This is a genomic window from Thermodesulfobacterium commune DSM 2178 (assembly GCF_000734015.1).
Classification (GTDB): domain Bacteria; phylum Desulfobacterota; class Thermodesulfobacteria; order Thermodesulfobacteriales; family Thermodesulfobacteriaceae; genus Thermodesulfobacterium; species Thermodesulfobacterium commune.
In genome coordinates this window covers 831524-849310 of sequence record NZ_CP008796.1, presented here as the reverse complement: position 1 = coordinate 849310, position 17787 = coordinate 831524, and the positions used below count along the sequence as shown (strand labels likewise).

Annotated in this window: 20 protein-coding genes; 11 read left to right on the top strand and 9 right to left on the bottom strand. The window is 34.3% G+C overall.

Annotation, left to right across the window (positions count from 1 at the left end; genetic code table 11):
- Positions 1-9: 9 nt before the first annotated feature.
- The gene (locus HL41_RS04240; protein WP_235181318.1) at positions 10-1659 is read left to right on the top strand and encodes a bifunctional alpha,alpha-trehalose-phosphate synthase (UDP-forming)/trehalose-phosphatase; all 1650 of its coding nucleotides are present in this window, start codon (positions 10-12) and stop codon (positions 1657-1659) included.
- Here HL41_RS04240 and HL41_RS04235 read toward each other — a convergent pair.
- The gene (locus tag HL41_RS04235; protein ID WP_038549575.1) at positions 1600-2805 is read right to left on the bottom strand and encodes an IS256 family transposase; all 1206 of its coding nucleotides are present in this window, start codon (positions 2803-2805) and stop codon (positions 1600-1602) included. The two genes, HL41_RS04240 and HL41_RS04235, sit on opposite strands and share 60 nt — an antisense overlap.
- A gap of 90 nt (positions 2806-2895) precedes the next feature.
- Here HL41_RS04235 and otsB point away from each other — a divergent pair, with 90 nt between their 5' ends.
- The 5 genes from otsB to HL41_RS04210 all read left to right on the top strand — a co-directional run bounded on the left by otsB (position 2896) and on the right by HL41_RS04210 (position 8442).
- Positions 2896-3309 carry a trehalose-phosphatase gene (otsB, locus tag HL41_RS04230; protein ID WP_081856472.1) on the top strand — a complete coding sequence of 138 codons (414 nt, stop codon included), beginning with the start codon at positions 2896-2898 and terminating at the stop codon, positions 3307-3309.
- Entirely contained in the window at positions 3302-3928 is a 627-nt protein-coding gene (locus tag HL41_RS04225; RefSeq protein ID WP_038061016.1) for a DUF5752 family protein, read from the top strand. Before otsB ends, HL41_RS04225 begins: the two co-directional genes overlap by 8 nt.
- Positions 3925-5133 carry a glycosyltransferase gene (locus tag HL41_RS04220; protein WP_038061014.1) on the top strand — a complete coding sequence of 403 codons (1209 nt, stop codon included), beginning with the start codon at positions 3925-3927 and terminating at the stop codon, positions 5131-5133. Before HL41_RS04225 ends, HL41_RS04220 begins: the two co-directional genes overlap by 4 nt.
- A gap of 91 nt (positions 5134-5224) precedes the next feature.
- On the top strand, positions 5225-6271 hold the full coding sequence (locus HL41_RS04215) for a glycosyltransferase family 4 protein (RefSeq protein WP_038061011.1): 1047 nt from the start codon (positions 5225-5227) through the stop codon (positions 6269-6271).
- Positions 6272-6330: 59 nt separating this feature from the next.
- The gene (locus HL41_RS04210) at positions 6331-8442 is read left to right on the top strand and encodes an amylo-alpha-1,6-glucosidase (protein WP_038061007.1); all 2112 of its coding nucleotides are present in this window, start codon (positions 6331-6333) and stop codon (positions 8440-8442) included.
- Between the two features lie 67 nt (positions 8443-8509).
- On the opposite strand, the gene dtd is transcribed toward HL41_RS04210, so the two are convergent.
- From dtd to HL41_RS04170, 8 genes are all read right to left on the bottom strand, one after another.
- Positions 8510-8962 carry a D-aminoacyl-tRNA deacylase gene (dtd, locus tag HL41_RS04205; RefSeq protein ID WP_038061004.1) on the bottom strand — a complete coding sequence of 151 codons (453 nt, stop codon included), beginning with the start codon at positions 8960-8962 and terminating at the stop codon, positions 8510-8512.
- Complete coding sequence (locus HL41_RS04200) at positions 8959-9531, bottom strand: 2-oxoacid:acceptor oxidoreductase family protein (RefSeq protein ID WP_038061001.1); 573 nt, start codon at positions 9529-9531, stop codon at positions 8959-8961. The genes dtd and HL41_RS04200 overlap by 4 nt, the downstream gene beginning before the upstream one ends.
- A gap of 12 nt (positions 9532-9543) precedes the next feature.
- Positions 9544-10302 carry a thiamine pyrophosphate-dependent enzyme gene (locus HL41_RS04195; RefSeq protein ID WP_022854941.1) on the bottom strand — a complete coding sequence of 253 codons (759 nt, stop codon included), beginning with the start codon at positions 10300-10302 and terminating at the stop codon, positions 9544-9546.
- On the bottom strand, positions 10269-11354 hold the full coding sequence (gene vorB, locus HL41_RS04190; protein WP_022854940.1) for a 3-methyl-2-oxobutanoate dehydrogenase subunit VorB: 1086 nt from the start codon (positions 11352-11354) through the stop codon (positions 10269-10271). Before vorB ends, HL41_RS04195 begins: the two co-directional genes overlap by 34 nt.
- A complete protein-coding gene (locus tag HL41_RS04185; protein WP_235181322.1) occupies positions 11341-11544 on the bottom strand; it encodes a 4Fe-4S binding protein in 204 nt (67 codons plus the stop codon). The genes vorB and HL41_RS04185 overlap by 14 nt, the downstream gene beginning before the upstream one ends.
- A gap of 89 nt (positions 11545-11633) precedes the next feature.
- Positions 11634-12578, bottom strand: a complete 945-nt coding sequence (gene fabD, locus HL41_RS04180) for an ACP S-malonyltransferase (protein WP_038060998.1) — start codon at positions 12576-12578, stop codon at positions 11634-11636.
- The gene (locus HL41_RS04175; protein ID WP_038060996.1) at positions 12575-13003 is read right to left on the bottom strand and encodes a glycine cleavage system protein H; all 429 of its coding nucleotides are present in this window, start codon (positions 13001-13003) and stop codon (positions 12575-12577) included. The genes fabD and HL41_RS04175 overlap by 4 nt, the downstream gene beginning before the upstream one ends.
- Before the next feature lie 65 nt (positions 13004-13068).
- Positions 13069-13365, bottom strand: a complete 297-nt coding sequence (locus HL41_RS04170; RefSeq protein ID WP_038060994.1) for an EscU/YscU/HrcU family type III secretion system export apparatus switch protein — start codon at positions 13363-13365, stop codon at positions 13069-13071.
- 95 nt (positions 13366-13460) lie between these two features.
- Here HL41_RS04170 and fbp point away from each other — a divergent pair, with 95 nt between their 5' ends.
- From fbp to HL41_RS04145, 5 genes are read left to right on the top strand one after another with little or no spacing between them, the layout of a single operon-like run.
- Entirely contained in the window at positions 13461-14600 is a 1140-nt protein-coding gene (fbp, locus tag HL41_RS04165; RefSeq protein ID WP_038060992.1) for a fructose-1,6-bisphosphate aldolase/phosphatase, read from the top strand.
- The gene (locus HL41_RS04160; RefSeq protein WP_038060990.1) at positions 14600-15325 is read left to right on the top strand and encodes a YkgJ family cysteine cluster protein; all 726 of its coding nucleotides are present in this window, start codon (positions 14600-14602) and stop codon (positions 15323-15325) included. The genes fbp and HL41_RS04160 overlap by 1 nt, the downstream gene beginning before the upstream one ends.
- Positions 15326-15340: 15 nt before the next feature.
- A complete protein-coding gene (locus tag HL41_RS04155; protein ID WP_038060988.1) occupies positions 15341-15739 on the top strand; it encodes an ExbD/TolR family protein in 399 nt (132 codons plus the stop codon).
- Between the two features lie 8 nt (positions 15740-15747).
- Entirely contained in the window at positions 15748-16530 is a 783-nt protein-coding gene (locus tag HL41_RS04150; protein ID WP_038060985.1) for a cell envelope integrity protein TolA, read from the top strand.
- Positions 16531-16570: 40 nt separating this feature from the next.
- Positions 16571-17770 (top strand): pyridoxal phosphate-dependent aminotransferase, encoded by a 1200-nt coding sequence (locus HL41_RS04145; protein WP_038060982.1) that lies wholly within the window; start codon positions 16571-16573, stop codon positions 17768-17770.
- Positions 17771-17787 lie beyond the last annotated feature (17 nt).

Here is a 17787-nt window from a genome sequence, read left to right as displayed (position 1 = left end):
TCTCATAAATTGTTAGAAAAATTTTACAATGGTTTTTGTAACAAAATACTTTGGCCTCTATTTCACAGTCTTCCCAGTTATGCGGTATATGATGAAAGTTATTGGAAAAATTATATCGTTGTAAATGAAATATTTTGTGAAGAAACTCTAAAACACGTTACTGAAGATTCAGTAGTATGGATACACGATTACCATCTTATGCTTCTACCTCAAATGTTAAAAAAGGAAGCACCTAATACCTTAATAGGCTTTTTCTTACATATTCCCTTTCCTCCTCCAGAGATTTTTATGCAGCTTCCATGGAAAAAAGAATTCTTAGAAGGTCTTTTGGGTTGTGATTTGATAGGCTTTCATATTTACGAGTACACTGCTAATTTTTTAAGAACCCTTTCTCGTACGTTGGGTATAGATCATAAGATGGGAGAGATTATGTATCAGGAAAGGGTTATTAAGGTAGATACCTTTCCTATGGGAATCGATTTTGATTTATTCCATAATGCCTGCGAGAAAGTAAAAATTAAAAAATTAGTTAACAAAATCAAAAAACGATTTAAAAATCAGAAGATAGTATTTTCAGTGGATAGGCTTGATTATACTAAAGGAATCTATAATCGTCTTTTGGCTTATGAGGAACTTTTAAAAAGAAGACCAGATCTTCATGAAAAAGTTGTTTTGATTATGGTTGTTGTTCCCTCAAGAGAGGGGGTAGAACATTATCAAAGAATGAAAAAACAATTAGAAGAAAAAGTAAGTGAGATAAACGGAAAATTTGGCAAGATAGATTGGATTCCGGTTTTGTATTACTATAGATTTCTTAACTTTGAGGAACTTGTTACTCATTACTTAGCAGTTGATGTAATACTTGTTACGCCTTTAAAGGATGGTATGAACCTTATTGCTAAAGAGTTTATAGCTTCAAGAAAAGACCAAAGAGGTGTTCTAATTCTTTCAGAATTTGCAGGATCTGCAAAGGAGTTGGGGGAAGCCTTTATCGTAAATCCAAATTCTATCAGTGAACTTTCTTATGCCATAGAAAACGCTCTTGAAATTTCAGAAGAAGAACAAAGAGAAAGAATTAGAATAATGCAAGAAAGGTTAAAAAGGTACGACATAGTGAAGTGGGGAAAAGACTTTTTCTGTACTTTAACAGACCTAAAAGAAAGAAAAATAGCTTTAAAAACCAAGTTATTAACTACCGAAGTAATAAAACAAATTAAAAAATCTTTCGAAAAAGCGTCTTCTCGAATACTTTTCTTGGACTATGATGGAACCTTAGTTCCTTTGGTAAGTAAACCTTATTTAGCTTCCCCAGATGAGGAGTTAAAAAATCTTTTAAAAGCACTTTCTAATATTCCTAATACTGATGTAGTAATTATCTCTGGAAGAAAAAAAGAAGATTTAGTAAACTGGTTTGACGGAATAAAGATTAACTTTATTTCTGAACATGGAATGTTTATAAAAAAATATAACAAGGACTGGGAAACGCTTTTACATTTTCCTCAAGAATTCGTAAGAGAATTCAAAGAAAAGATTAAAAACATTCTGGAAACTTATGTAGATCGATTACCAAGATCTTTTATTGAAGAGAAAGGACACTTGTCAAGAGAATTGTGTCTCCTTATAAAATCTCTTTACAAACATTTGCCTCAATTCGTATAAAGCAGACTTAATTAAAGGAAGTGGTTTTTGCCATCTCGTTTTCTGAATCCGACTTACTGTTATGTATATCGCAACCTCTGCTGTCTTGATTGATTGAAAATATCCCCCTGTATTTACCCTTATCAGCTCTATCCTGCTATTTATATTCTCAACCACATTCGTCGTGTATATATACCTCCTCACCCCCTCAGGATATTTCTTATAAACAAAATAATGCTCCTTCTTTTTCAAAAGTCCCTTTATATAAGCTGGATACTTCTTCTCATAACTCTTACATAATTCCTCAAATCTATTTAAGGCCCTCTCATACTCCTCTATCCTCTTTATAATGCTTAACTCCTCATAAAATTTTTTAGCATCCTGCTTAGACATGTTCCTGTTGATGTTCCTTTGCATGTGTACAAAACAAAGCTGATGATCTGTCTCAGGAAAGAGGGCTTTTATGGCTTGAGTAAGGCCAGGAAAATCATCACTCACTATTACCATAACCCTCTTAACTCCCCTCTTTATCAAATCATTAAGTATCTGGAGCCAGTCCTCCTTCGTCTCTGAACCAAAATAAATGTAATAAGAAAGTAAATTTTTTCTTCCCTCCATATCTATCCCGATGATATTATAAATAACTGCTTTTCTGATTCTGTTGGCTTCGGTATCTTTTATCTGAGTATGATAAGCGTCTATAAACATAGCAAACAAATTTTCTGGCAATTCTTTGGTTTTTAATTCTTTGGCTTGGTTATACAATTCTTCTTTAATTTCTTCTATTTGTTCTGGGGAGTAGGGGAGTTTCATAGATTGCAAGAGGGCTTTGATTTTATTGGGGGAGTAGCTTTGGAGAACGAGGTTAAGGATAAAGTCCTGGAAGGATTCATCAGCTTTTTGCCATTCAGGAGGAAGAATAGCAGGTCTGAATTCAGATTTTCTATCTCTTGGGACAGAGATACCAAGGTTACCTAAGAAACAGGCAAGTTGTCTTTCATAGTAACCATTAGCTTTATTATCAATACTATCTCTAAGGAATATTTCTCTTTCTTTTTTCATGAGAGCGTTTAAGAGGAGTGCAGCAGCCATTTTGATACCCTCTTTTGATTCAATTTTTGAGATTTCACTTAAAACTTTTTCTAAATCTAAGTCTAAGTTTTCCATTTTACAGACCTCCTGGTTAGTTTAGTCTTTTAGGTTTTATGTTATCATTAATTTAAAAAATATTAAAAATTTTTATTATGCCTCTAAAATATTTTATTAAAAGACACAATTTATATTCTACTCCCAGAGAAAGAATTTTCTATAGTTTTTCATTACAGAAATGCAGATCAAGAATTAGCAAGTTTAAGAGTAGCAGAACTAATTGACGAACTTTTGATGGTAACAAGTAATTTAAATCTTAATTTAATAATAGGGAACAAAGTGATTGAAATAAGACCTGCAGGAATAAACAAGGGAATAGCTGCTAACATATTTTTAAAGGAAAAAAACTACGATTTTATTTTTGCAGTAGGAGATGATACCACAGATGAAGATTTATTTAGAGATCTTCCTGAAAATGCTATCACCATAAAAGTAGGAATTGGAAAGTCTTTTGCTAAATACAGTGTAGAATCTTATTTAAAAGTAAGAAAATTATTAAATGCTTTGGTAACCAGTGAATAAGCCTTTTTTTTTTAAATCTGAGTTTTGGATTCCTCAGTATACAGGAATAAAGGTTTATTCTATAAAGGAGTTTATAGAGGCACTTAAAACAGTTGATAAATTTTCTATCTTTTACCACTTGTATATAAACATTTTTAACTATCACAATTTACCCACTTTTTATAACAACAGCTTTTCCTACGGGTTATACAAAAACGGTCATCTTTTACTTGCAGAAAAACTCTCTGTAATTGATCCCTTAGAATACTGCGATTTAGAAGAACTGAGGAATGTTCTTGTTCAAACTCTTGAAGAAAATTACAACCCAACTGAAGATAAAAGTGGACAAGAAGCTTTTTATTTTATTAAAGCTGAAAGAGAAATCATAGAGGGTGTAGATGTTGCTAATAACTTAGATGAGTTTTTAGAGGGGATTAAAAAATCAAGCATAAATTCGGTTTTTTATCATCTTGTGACTTCAAGAATAGAAAACAAAACCCTTATAAATGATTATTCCGCCTGGCTCACCAATTTAGGGGAAGTAAAAAAAGCAGAAAAAATAAACAAATTAGATGTTTATGTTATGAACCTGTATGAGATAAAAAATAATATAATAAAAATTTTGGAAGAAAAAGAATGATTGAGGAATACATACCCTTTGTAAGCGAAGAAACGATCGAAGAGTTGTTTATTTTAAGTAAGAAACTGAATGGGGTAAAAGTGCTTCATGTTAACTCTACTTATAAAGGTGGTGGTGTTGCTGAAATTTTACACAGAATGGTTCCTCTTATGAATGCACTTGGAGTTAAAACAGACTGGAAGGTGTTTAAGGGAGACAAAAAGTTTTTTTCTTTTACCAAAAAACTTCACAACCTACTTCACTTAGGATATGGTGAAAAAATCAGGAGTGAAGAGATTGTTTATTATTTAAAAATCACTTATGAAAATTTTAAAGAAATAGACACAGAAAACTATGATGTAGTTTTCATTCATGATCCTCAACCTATGGGTCTTGTGATTAAAAAATTGCCAGGGCAAAAATGGATCTGGAGATGTCACATAGATACTTCGAGTCCTGATCCCAATGCTTGGAACTTTCTTGAAAATTTTTTAAACGCTTATGATGTTTGTATTTTTCATATGCCTGAATTTGTTTATGAAAGGATAGAAATTCCTACTTATATAATTTCTCCTTCGATAGACCCTCTACATCCCAAAAACATAGAATTGTCTCAAGAAGAAATTTTTCAAACTTTAACCAAATTTGGGATAGATCCAGAAAAACCTTTTATTCTTCAGGTTTCTCGTTTTGACAGATTAAAAGATCCCTTTGGAGTATTATCAGCTTTTAGAATCGTAAGAAAAAAATACGATTGTCAGCTTGCTCTTGTAGGTTCTTTCGCAGAAGATGATCCAGAAGGAGAGGAAGTGTATAAGGAACTTTTAAACCTTACTTCAGATGATAAAGAGGTGTTTGTTTTAAATCTCCCACCTGATAGTTATAGAGAAGTAAATGCCTTTCAAAGAGGAGCAACAGTTGTTGTTCAAAAATCTTTAAAAGAGGGTTTTGGGCTTGTGGTTTCAGAAGCAATGTGGAAAGAAAAACCAGTTATTGGATCTAATGTGGGTGGGATAAAAAGACAAATAATACACGGTATCACTGGATATTTAATAAACAGTGTAGAAGGATTAGCAATGCGAATAAAACAACTTCTTGCTAATGAATATTTTAGAAAAGAAATGGGATACTATGGTAAAGAAAGAGTAAAACATAGGTTTTTAATCATTCGCCATTTAAGGGATTATTGTTTAATAATCTCAAGAATTTTAAACTTTAAATTTTAAAAGGATTCACTCTTGTTTTTAGAATTTGAGTAATTATTTTTAATCTTAAAAAAATCCTAAAAAGCTCAATTCCTAGATAAGGGAGGAAAAAATGCGTATTGCTCAAGTAGCTCCTCTATATGAGAGTGTTCCCCCAAAGTTATACGGGGGAACAGAAAGGGTTGTTTCTTACTTAACCGAAGAGCTTGTAAAAATGGGACATGAAGTGATTCTTTTCGCAAGTGGAGATTCAAAAACTAAAGCAAAGTTAATTCCTATCTGTCCAAACTCTTTAAGATTTGATAAAACCTGTAAAGATCCGTTAATCTGGCATCTTTACATGATAGAAGAAGTTTTAAAAAGAGCAAAATTTTTTGATGTTATTCATTTTCATACAGAATATTTACATCTTCCTTTAGCTACAAGGTATAATCTTCCTTTTGTTAATACTCTACATGGAAGACTTAATCTTTCAGAATATGTTCCGTTTTTTAAGATTTTTAAAAATGCTCCTTTTATTTCTATTTCTTATTCACAAAGAAAGCCTTTGCCATGGTTAAATTGGGTAGCCAATGTCTATCATGGATTGCCAGAGGATCTTTATAAATTTAAACCCCAACATGGTACTTATTTAGCCTTTTTAGGGAGAATTTCTCCTGAGAAAAGACCTGATCGAGCTATTGAGATTGCAGAAAAGTTTGGTATGAAATTAATGATTGCTGCCAAAGTTGATAAGGCTGATGAAACTTATTTTAAAGAAGTAATAAAACCTATGTTAAAAAGTCCATGGGTTGAATTTATTGGAGAAATAGGAGAAAAAGAGAAAAACGAGTTTTTAGGTAATGCTTATGCTTTAGTATTTCCTATAGACTGGCCTGAGCCCTTTGGTTTAGTCATGATTGAAGCTTTAGCTTGCGGAACTCCTGTAGTAGCATGGAGATGTGGTTCAGTTCCAGAAATTATAGAACACGGAAAAACAGGGTTTATAGTTGAAACCATAGAAGAAGCAGTGAATTTTTTAGAGGAAGTTAAAAACTTAAATAGAGAAGATTGTAGAAAAAGTTTCGAAGAAAGATTTACTGCAAGAAGAATGGCGGAAGAATATTTAAATGTTTATCAACGAGTAATTCTAAAAGAGGTTTATAAAAGAGCAGTTTAATTTAACCAAGTTGTGTTTATAAAGTTGTGTTTATAAAACGATAACTGGAAGAAAGAATAATGAAAGGAAAGCTTGAAGTAGAGACTCATACACTTAAACATGAAGAAAGTTTTGCCATATTTGACGCCTATGGAAACATTGATGTTGAAAGAAATTTTGAAGAAGGTATTTACTATCAAGGGACAAGGTTTCTTTCATGTCATAAGTTTTATCTTTTTGATCAACTTCCTATTCTTTTAAGTTCAGCTGTTAAAGAAGATAATTCTCTTTTTACAGTAGATTTAACTAATCCTAAAATTATAAGAAATGAAGAAGTTATAATCCCAGAGGGAACAGTACATATTTTAAGAAATAAATTTTTGTATCAAAATTGTTGTTATGAAAAAATATGGATAAAAAACTATTTTTTTGACCCTGTTAAAATAGAGATTAGTTTTTACTTTAACAGTGATTTTGCTGATGTATTTGAAGTTCGCGGAATGAAAAGAAGACAAAGAGGTAAGATCTTTCCACTTAAGACTATTAAAAATGGCATTAAGTTTGTTTATAGAGGTCTTGATAATATTTTAAGAACAACTGATATAATCTTTGATCCTCTACCTCAACAAATTATTTCCAATAAAGCTGTATATCTATTTAATTTAGGAGGAAAAGAAAAAGTTGTTTTAAACTTGTATATTAGATGTTTAATAGAAAATGAAGACTCTGAACTGATTTCGTATAACAAAGCTCTTTATTATATAACTAAAAAATTTAGAGAGTGGGAGAATAAGAGTTGTAAGATTTATACTTCAAATGAGCTATTTAATCGATGGCTACGAAGGTCTTTTGCAGATATAGTAATGCTTACAACAACAACCCCATATGGACCTTATCCATATGCTGGAATACCATGGTTTAATACCGTTTTTGGAAGAGATGGGATAATTACTGCTTTAGAATGTTTATGGATAAATCCTTCTTTAGCTAAAGGGACTTTATCTTTTTTAGCTCATTATCAAGCGAAAAAGATTAATAGGGAGCAAGATGCAGAACCTGGGAAAATTGTGCATGAGATAAGAAAAGGGGAAATGGCTGCAACTAAAGAAATTCCTTATGCTTTGTATTATGGAAGTGTAGATGCTACTCCTCTTTTTGTAATTTTAGCAAGTAAGTATTTCGAAAGAACAGGCGATATAGAGTTTATAAAAAATATCTGGAAAAATATTCAAATGGCAATAACATGGATAGATAAGTATGGAGATATAGATAAAGATGGACTGGTAGAGTATGTACCTTCCGAAAAAGGTTTAATCAATAAAGGATGGAAAGATTCGGAAGATAGTGTGTTCTATGAAGATGGTAAATTGGCAAAACCACCTATTGCTTTAGTTGAGGTTCAAGGATATGTATATAAAGCCAAAAGAGAAGCATCAAAACTTGCAAAAGTTTTAGGAAAAGAAAAATTGGCAGTAAAATGGGCAAAAGAAGCAGAAAGGTTAAGAGAATTGATCGAGGAAAAATTTTGGGATGATGAAATAAATTGTTTTGTATTAGCTCTTGATGGAGATAAAAGACCCTGTAGAGTTAGATCAAGTAATGCAGGTCATTTACTTTTTACTAAGGCTATTTCTATGAGCAAAGCTCGAATTCTTGCTTCTTTATTTTTTGAAAAACATTTTTTTTCAGGATGGGGTATAAGAACGATTTCTTCTTTTGAGAAAAGATATAATCCTCTTTCCTATCATAATGGTTCTGTATGGCCTCATGATAATGCTATCATAGCTTTTGGTCTATGTTTGTATGGATTTAAACAAGAAGCTTTAAGAATTTTAAACGCTCTTTTTGAAGCAAGTATTTTTTTTAAACTTCATAGGCTTCCTGAACTTTTTTGTGGACTTGAGAGAAGAGTTAACGAAGGCCCTACTTATTACCCTGTAGCTTGTTATCCACAAGCTTGGTCTACAGGAGCCGTGTTTTTAATTCTTCAAGGTTGTTTAGGACTTACAATAGAAGGAAACGAAATTCGCTTTAAGCATCCCTTACTTCCAGATTTTATAGAAGAAATGTGGATAAAAAATTTTGAGATAAAAAGAGGAAAAGTAGATTTATATCTTAAAAATTACGGAAACGATGTAGGAATAAACATAATAAATAAAGAAGGTGAAGTTAAAGTTTTGGTAGAAAAATGACAATTTATCCTGCAGAGTTAGACACAACTAAATGTAGCTTGAAAATAGATAAAGGTTAAAATAAAGGTTAAGGTTTTTGGTTAGATTTTTCTAAAATTATGGTAACAGGGCCATCGTTGATTAAGGCAATGTCCATGTAGGCTTTAAATACCCCCTCCTTTACATTTATTCCTTTTTGTTTGATTTTTTCAGCTAAACTCTTTAGGATAGCTTCAGCTTGGGCTGGGTCTTCTGCTAAGTGAAAAGAAGGTCGTGTACCTTTTTTAAGTTGTCCGCATATGGTAAAATTTGAAACCAATAATACCTCACCGTTTATGTTTTTTAAACTGAGATTAAACTTACCTTCAGGGTCTGGGAAAATCCTTAGATTGACGATTTTATCTGCCATCCAGTCAACAATTTTTTCATCATCCCCTTTTTCTACACAGGCTAATACTAAGAGTCCTTGGTTGATTTGAGAGATAATTTTTCCGTCTACAGAAACAGAAGCTTCTTTAACCCGTTGGATAACAGCCTTCATCTAATCTTGTAGTGTTCCTCTATATATTTTGAACCAAGCTCAAAGGCTTTTAAGTTGGGCTCGATAAGATGAGCTTTACTTTCTCCAAGCATATATTTTAAAGCTTCTTCAAAATTTTGTTTTGAAAAAATTTTAGAAATCCTATAAAAAGCCCCTAAAGCACAGATGTTAGCTAACATCGGTTTACCTAAACTTTCAGCCAAAGAGTTTACTGGCACAAAGTAGAGTTTATATTTTTTTTGTAAGGCTTCTATGTTGTCAATTTCTTCAGGTTTTACTAAGTCTGAATTAATGATAGCTCTACCTTTATTTTTGAGTCTTGGGATAAACTTAAGAAAAGAGGGAAGATTGAGTATGATCAAAAATGAAGGATTAAGAACTAAAGGAGAGGCAATAGGATTGTCTGAGATAATTACAGTACAATTACATGTGCCTCCCCTCATTTCAGGACCATAAACCGGTAAGTAGGTTACGTGATAATCGGCAAGCATAGAGGCTTGAGCGATTAAATTTCCTGTAAAAAGAACTCCCTGTCCTCCAAAACCTGCTATGATAAGTTCTAACCTCAAGGTCTTCTCTCCTTATTTTTGATTTTTTAAAAAGGGAGTTACTTTATCTTTAAATATTCCTAAAGGAAAATATTCGATAACTTTATCTACAGCTTTAACCGCAGATACAGGGTCCATCTTCCAGTTGATAGGACAAGTAGAAAGAATTTCTACAAACCCAAATCCTAAATTGTTTATTTGAGCTAAAAAGGCATTTTTGATCGCTCTTTTAGCTTCTACAATCCTTTTAGGAGAGTTTAGGGCTACTCTGGCTGAATAGGCAACTCCTTCAAGGGTAGCCAAAATCTCAGCTATCTTAGGAGGGTACCCAAAGGTTTCTGGATCCCTTCCTGCTGGCGTGGTGGTTGTTTTTTGTCCAGGGAGGGTGGTAGGAGAAGCTTGACCTCCGGTCATTCCGTAGATAGTGTTGTTAATCATAATAGAGGTGATTTTTTCTCCTCTTGCTGCTGCTTGAAAACTTTCATTAAAACCTATAGCAGCAAAATCTCCGTCTCCCTGATAGGTAAACACCACTAAATCTGGCCTTGCTCTTTTGGCTCCTGTAGCTGCAGCACAGGCTCTTCCATGAGGGGCTTCTGTCATGTCTACATCTATATAAAAATAAAGAAAAACAGAACATCCAATAGAAGAAATAGCAAGACTTTTATCTTGGATACCTAATTCATCTATTACCTCACATACTAATCTATGAGCTACGCCATGTTGACAACCAGGACAATAATGAAAAGGTGTTTTCTTTAAACTTTTCGGGACTTGGAAGGGTTTAGACATTTTTTAATCTCCTTTTTAAGGTCTTCTGGAAAAGGAACTACGCTCGGAGGATAAGGTAAAGAAATTACCTCTGCTTTTCCTTCTACCGCCAGTTTCACATCCTCAAACATCTGCCCACAGTTTTGTTCAGGCACTAAAATTTTAAGAGGTTTTTTGGCCTTAGTTACTATTTCTTTCAGAGTTTTATAGGGGAAAGGATATAAAGTAATAGGCCTAAAATATCCTACTTGATAACCTTTATTCCTAAGATCCTCGATAGCCTCATTAGCCAATCTTGCCATAGAACCAAAGGCAACGACTAAGACCTCAGTATCTTCTTCAACTTTTGCCTCATATCTTATTTCTTTTTGCATGGTTTGGTATTTCTTCATCAGCTTTAAGTTATGTTGTCTAAGTTCTTCAGCATCTAAAAAAAGACTTCTAAAAAATCTGCTATTTCTGCCTTTAGCTCCGGTCAAAGCCCAAGTCTCTGGTGGGTACTTTTTTATTTTTAACTTTTTTAAAACAAGAGGTTCTTTCATCTGACCTAAAATAGCATCTGAAAGAATCATCACAGGGTTTCTATATTTTTCTGCAAGTTCAAAAGCTTTGGCAGTAAGTTCATAAGCTTCTTGAGCGTTAGAAGGAGCTAACACCAAAAATCTAAAATCACCATGCCCAGAACCTTTAGTTGCTTGAAAGTAGTCTCCCTGAGAGGTTTCAATTCCTCCTAAACCAGGTCCACCTCTCATTACGTTTACAACTACCGCTGGAAGCTCAAGAGCCGCTAAATAAGAAAAAGATTCACACATAAGGGAAATACCAGGGCTTGAAGAACTGGTCATTGCTCTAGCCCCAGTAGCACAGGCACCAAGCACCATGTTGATGGCTGCAAGCTCACTTTCAGCCTGTAAAAACACCCCACCTCTTTTAGGTAGCTCTCTTGACATAAGCTCTGGGATGTCGTTTTGAGGGGTTATCGGATATCCAAAATAACATTTACATTCCGCTTCTAAAGCTCCAAATACAATAGCTTCAACACCCTTAGCTAAGATTTTTTTATCCTTTTTCATTTTCATCCTCTTTTGTAAACACTATATCTGGACATACAAGATAACAAATACCACACATAGTACAGGCTTCAGGGTTTTTAGCATAAACAATTTTATAACCCTGAAGATTTCTTTTTTCAGAAAAGGCTAATACTTGTTTAGGACAAAAATGTATACACAAACCACAGGCTTTACATCTGTTTTCGTCTATCTTTATCTTAAAAATCTCCGTACCTCCTAATTAAGATTTACTTGTGTACTCGTCCCTTATCTTCATATAAGGGTTTTAATATAATTCAATTAAGTATTTTGTAAACCCAATTTTAAAGCTTGTAACGTTTCTAAATTTTCCAGATTAAAACAGTTAAAAGTCTGGTTTTCTAAAGTTTGAGTTATAAGGCCACACAAAACCTTTTTAGGACCTACTTCTATAAAAGTTTTTACTCCTTGCTGAAACATAAACTGAACACAGTCTGTCCATTTAACAGAAGAAGTAATCTGGGATTTCATAAGTTCTTTAAGTTTTTTCCCTTCGATTTCAGCTCTACCAGAAACATTAGTTACTACAGGTATTCTGGGATTTTTCCAGGAAAAAGATTCTAAATAAGAGGCAAGTTTATCCTCGGCTTCTTTCATGAAAGGACTATGAAAACCAGCATTTACCTTAAGTTTAACAGCCTTAGCCCCTAATTCTTTGACTTTTTTCGCTAATTCTTCTAAAGCAGAAACTTCTCCACTTACCACCAACTGCTTAGGAGAGTTAAAATTGGCAATGACTATCAACCCGTTGACCTGTTGAATAGTTTTTTCTAACTCGTCTCTGTTAATTCCGATGATGGCATACATCCCAGAAGGATTTTTCTCAGCAGCTTCTTGCATAACCTTACCTCTTAGTTTGACCGCTGAAAGAACCTCTTCCAGGGATAAAACTTCAGCTGCAAAAAGTGCGCTGTATTCACCCAGACTATGCCCGGCTACAAAAGAAATCAGACTTTTATTTCCACCTAAAACCTCATTTAAAAGCACATTAAAACAAGCTATGTTAACCACCGTAAGACACACCTGAAGTTTTTCTGTTTGGGTAAGCTCCTCCATAGGTCCTTCAAAACATAATTTTCTTACAGGAAGACCGGTGACTTCCTCGCTTTTGATAAAGAGGTCTTTAATATATTCGAAATGTTCGTAAAACTCTTTACCCATTCCTATATACTGAGATCCTTGTCCAGGAAAAACGCAGGCAATCATTCTTCTTCCTCCAAAAATTTTTCTGGTCCAACATCTTCTAAATCTTCAAGCCGAAGCTCGTAATCCTCTGGAGGCAAAAGCTCTTCGAGTTCAGCCGGGTTGGTCATCTCTATTTCGATAAGCCATCCTTCATCAAAAGGGTCCTCATTAAGAATTTCTATGTCTTCTAAAACTTTTTCGTTAACCTTTACTATCTTACCAGAAACAGGCATTAAAAGGTCGAAAACTTGCTCTATAGTTTCGATACTTCCAAAAATTTCATCTTTTTCAAATTCTTCTTCCTCTTCAGGAAGGTCAATATCGATTATTTCCATATTTTTTAAAATAAAATATTCAGTAATACCTATTCTTACCAATTTTTTCTTCTTTTTTTTCACCCAGAGATGCCCTTCGGTATATAGTCTATCTTCAGGAACCTTAAACATAAAAAACCTCCGTGAGATTGTAATTAAAAGAGTGTTATAACGAATTTTTTAAAATTGACAAGTCTTTATTTTGAAAAATTTTTGATAAATTTCTCTTTTAATTTTTGATTTAAATTATAAGCCCAGGCTAATACAGCAGCTACTGTTTGATAAAGTTCTGGAGGTATAGGTTTTTCTAATTCGATCTTATACAGTTGTTGTACTAATTTAGAGTCTTTTTTAATCGGGATGTTATGGTTTTTAGCTATCTCGAGTATAAGGTCAGCAAGATACCCCTTCCCTTTGGCTACTACCTTAGGAGCTTCATCTCCTGGCTCATATTTAAGGGCTACTGCTGTTTTTTCGTGGTTTTGGTCTTCCATTTTTGGTTTACATTTTTATGAGTATGTGCTATAATTCATTCAAATCTTATTTTATTTATTTTCGGTAAAAATTAAAATTTGTAAAGGAGGCTGCTATGAAGCTTACATTATCAGTTATAAAAGCTGATATCGGAGGGTTCGTAGGTCATTCTTCTGTTCATAAAGATGTGCTTGCCAAGGTTAAAGAAGTAGCTGAAGATGGAAAAGATAAAGGGATAATCAGAGATGTTTCTGTTTTGGTTTGCGGAGATGATATAGCTTTAGTCATGACCCATACTAAAGGGGTTGATTCTTCAGAGGTTCATGAACTTGCATGGAATGCTTTTAAAGAAGGGACAGAAGTTGCTAAAAAATTAAAGATGTATGGTGCAGGACAAGACCTTTTGGCTGAGGCTTTTTCAGGTAATGTTAAGGGAATGGGACCAGGGATAGCAGAGATGGAGTTTGTAGAAAGGAAAAGCGAACCTGTTATTGTGTTTTTTGCAGACAAAACCTCTCCCAGTGCCTGGAACTTACCACTTTATGAGATGTTTGCTGACCCTATGAACACTGCAGGGCTGGTGATAGACCCTTCTATGCATGAAGGTTTTATTTTCGACGTGATGGATGCCTATACCGGTATGGGTATCCAACTAAAAACACCTGAAGAACTTTATGACCTTTTGGTTTTTATAGGTGCTACCAGCAGATATGTAGTAAGGGCTGTCTATAGAAAATCTGACGGAGAGATAGCAGCCGCTGCTTCTACTCAGAAACTTTCTTTTATGGCAGGAAGGTATGTGGGAAAAGACGACCCAGTGCTTATCGTTAGAGCTCAGAGCGGTTTTCCAGCCGTAGGTGAGATTTTAGAGCCTTTTGCAAGGCCTTGGCTGGTAGAAGGATGGATGAGAGGGTCTCATACCGGGCCTCTTATGCCAGTAGCTTTTAAAAATGCTAAACCCACCAGGTTTGACGGGCCTCCTCGTGTGATAGCAGCGGGTTATCAGATAGCAGATGGGTATTTGATCGGACCATCTGACTTGTTTGATGACCCTGCCTTTGATCATGCAAGAGAAGAATGTAACAAGATGGCAAATATACTAAGACGTCAAGGAATTTTTGAACCTCACAGACTTCCTCCTGAAGAGATGGAGTATACCACCCTTCCTAAGGTGCTTGAAAAGCTAAAAGATAGGTTTAAGCTGGTAGAAACAAAAAAACCTAAATTTTCTTCTGAAGGAGAAATAGCAGAATAATGCATCAGTTTATTTTTGACCCTAAGGATTTTACCCTTGAAGACCAGATAAAGTTTGCCTGTTATAAAGGGATTGTATGTTTTAACCGCTGTTGTTATGATGTGAAACTTGTGCTTACTCCCTATGATTTCTTAAGATTAAGAAAAGCATTAAACCTCTCAGTTGAGGAGTTTGTAGAAAAGTTTGGAGAGGCCTACATCGGTGAGGTGACCCAACTTCCGGTTATTTCTGTTAACATGGACCCCTATTCGATGGCTTGTCCCTTTTTAGATGAAAAGGAAGGTTGTAAGGTTTATCGGGATAGGCCTGCTTCTTGCAGGCTCTATCCTTTAGCAAGATACATCAGCAAAGACCAAAAAGGAGAAAAACAGGAAATCTTTAAAATCATCAGAGAAACCCATTGCAAAGGTCATTATGAACCTAGGGTTATCAAAGTTGTGGAATATATTAAAGAGCAAGGATTAGAAGAATATTTATACTATAATGACCTTTGGGCTGAAGTGGTGTCAAAAAGACAGAAATTTATAGACACTCCTTTAACTGCTGATGTACTTGAACTTATATTTTTGTTTTCTTATAATTTGCCTGAATTAAAAGAGATGATAAAGAAGGGTGAGGTAGCAGATTTTTCTAAAGATGATCTTGAACTTCCTGAAGAAAAACTTTTAGAAAAGGGAATAATTTACATTCGGGATGTTCTTCTTTCTGAAGAAAACTTATGGTAATACCTTTGTAGTCTGATGAAAATAGGTAAAGACCTTCAGGGAGAAATAAACATCATTCCTTTGGTTGATGTGGTTTTGGTGATCCTTATCATCTTCATGATAACAGCTCCTCTTATGACCTCTGGAATTGAAGTAGAACTTCCTAAAACCAAAGATTTTCCTATAGCCCAAAAGGAAGTTCAGCCAATTAAGATTACCATTACCAAAGAAGGAAAGATCAAGCTTTATGGACAAGAAATAAGTTTAGAGGTTTTGTCCAGATGGGCTGAAGAAGCCAAACAAAGAGAGTTAGCCAAAGAAATTCAGATAGAAGCTGATAAAGATTGCCCTTACGGCATAGTAGCTAAGGTGCTTTCTGAATTAAAAAAAGCTGGGTTTTCAGAACTGGGTTTGTTAACGCAATCTGAACACTAACCAATACAATGTTTATACGATACAACTTAGTTTATTTTATTTTTTCTTTGTTTTTAAACCTTTGCTTCTTGTTTTTACTTTTTTCTAACCTTCAGTTTACTTCTAAAACAACTGAGACTTTAAAAGTAAAATTAGTTTCTAATGTTATAACATCAAAAAATCTAAATGTTCATCCAGATTCAGAACCTTGGGAGAGAACTGAGCTTGGAAAAGACAGAACTTTGTCTAAGGACTTAGTATCTAAAAAGGAGGGAAAATTTGATATAACAGAAAATAAAGAGGAGAAATTATTGGAAGAAAGATTAACCAGGATCATAAAGTCAAAACAAAAAGAGGTAGAAACTACAACAGAAGAATTAGGTCTTTTAAACAAAAAAATTGCGAGTCTAAAAAAGAAAGCTAAAGAAGGAGTGAGTGCAAACTATAGGATAGAACAGCAAGGCAGTCATGGAGGAAGTACAGGGTACTCTTTAGGTCAGGGAACCTACGGTTTTAAAGCAGGTGGTCAAGCTTTAAGTCAAGAATATCTGCTTTTGATAAAAAGGAAGTTGCAAAACCATTTTGAAATTCCTATCTATCTAAGAACTCAGAAGGACTTAGCAGCTATGGTAAGGATAAACATAGGGTCTGACGGAAGGTTGGTAAGTTATGCTTTTATCAAAAAATCTTCAGTTGGGGAGTTTAATTCTGCCGTGGAAAGATGTTTGAAAACCGCCTCTCCCTTACCTGTTGACAGACCAGTTCAAGTAGTGGTAGAATTTAAAGCTACAGGAGTTGGAAAGCTTGAATAAGAGTTTTAAATAAAATTAAAGAGATTTACGGAGGAGCGTTATGTTTAAACTTTCTGAAAGAGCCAAAAATTTAAAACCCTCTGCCACTTTAGCGGTAGATGCAAAGGCCAAAGCCTTGAAATCTCAAGGAATTGACGTGATTAATCTTTCTGCAGGGGAGCCAGATTTTGATACTCCCTCTTACATTAAAGAAAGTTGTAAGAAAGCCTTGGATGAGGGTTTAACTAAGTATATCCCAACTCCTGGACTTTTAAGTTTAAGGAAGGCTATATGTGAAAGGATAAAAGCAGACTATGGGTTTGAATATACACCAGAAGAGGTATTGGTAACTACAGGAGCAAAACAAGCTATCTTTAATTTGCTATTAGCTTTGGTTGATAAAGGAGACGAGGTTTTAATCCTTTCTCCTTACTGGGTTTCTTATCCTGCAATGGTGGAGTTAGCTGGAGGTACTCCAAAGTTTATCCCCTCTGACATGGCTAATAATTTTGAGCCATCTATCAGTGATATCGAGGCAGCTATTAATTCTAATACCGTAGGTATTATTCTTAACAGCCCTTCAAATCCTACAGGCTGTATTTACTCTGATAGATTTTTAAAAGACCTTGCAGAATTGTTAAGAGGAAAAGACATTTGGGTACTAAGTGATGACATTTATGATAAACTAAGATTTGACTTTGCGCCACCTAAAAACATATTATCTGTGGCACCAGATTTTAAAGAAAGAGTTTTTATAGTAAACGGGGTTTCTAAAACCTATGCCATGACTGGTTGGAGGATAGGTTGGCTTGTTGGACCAAAGGAGATAATAAAAATTTGTGCTAACATACAGGGCCAGAGTACTTCTCATGCTACCAGCTTTGCCCAGAAAGCCTGTGAAACCGCTCTTACCTCTTCTCAAGAAGAGGTAGAAAAAATGTGCCGTGTTTTTGCTAAAAGAGCAAAGATACTTTCTGAAGAATTGAAAAAAATTCCTGGTATAAAGTTTATCGAACCTAAAGGTGCTTTTTATCTTTTTGCTGACGTTTCAGCTTATTATGGAAAGAAAACCAAAGAAGGAAAAGAAATCGTTAGTTCTTTAGACTTAGCTGAATATCTATTAGATGAAGCAAGAGTTGCTGTTGTTCCTGGGATAGCTTTTGGAGACGACCGGTTTATAAGACTTTCTTTTGCAAACTCTGAAGAAAAATTAATAGAGGCCTGCCATAGGATAAAGCAGGCCCTATCTCTACTTGTATAGAAAGCTTAGATAGAATG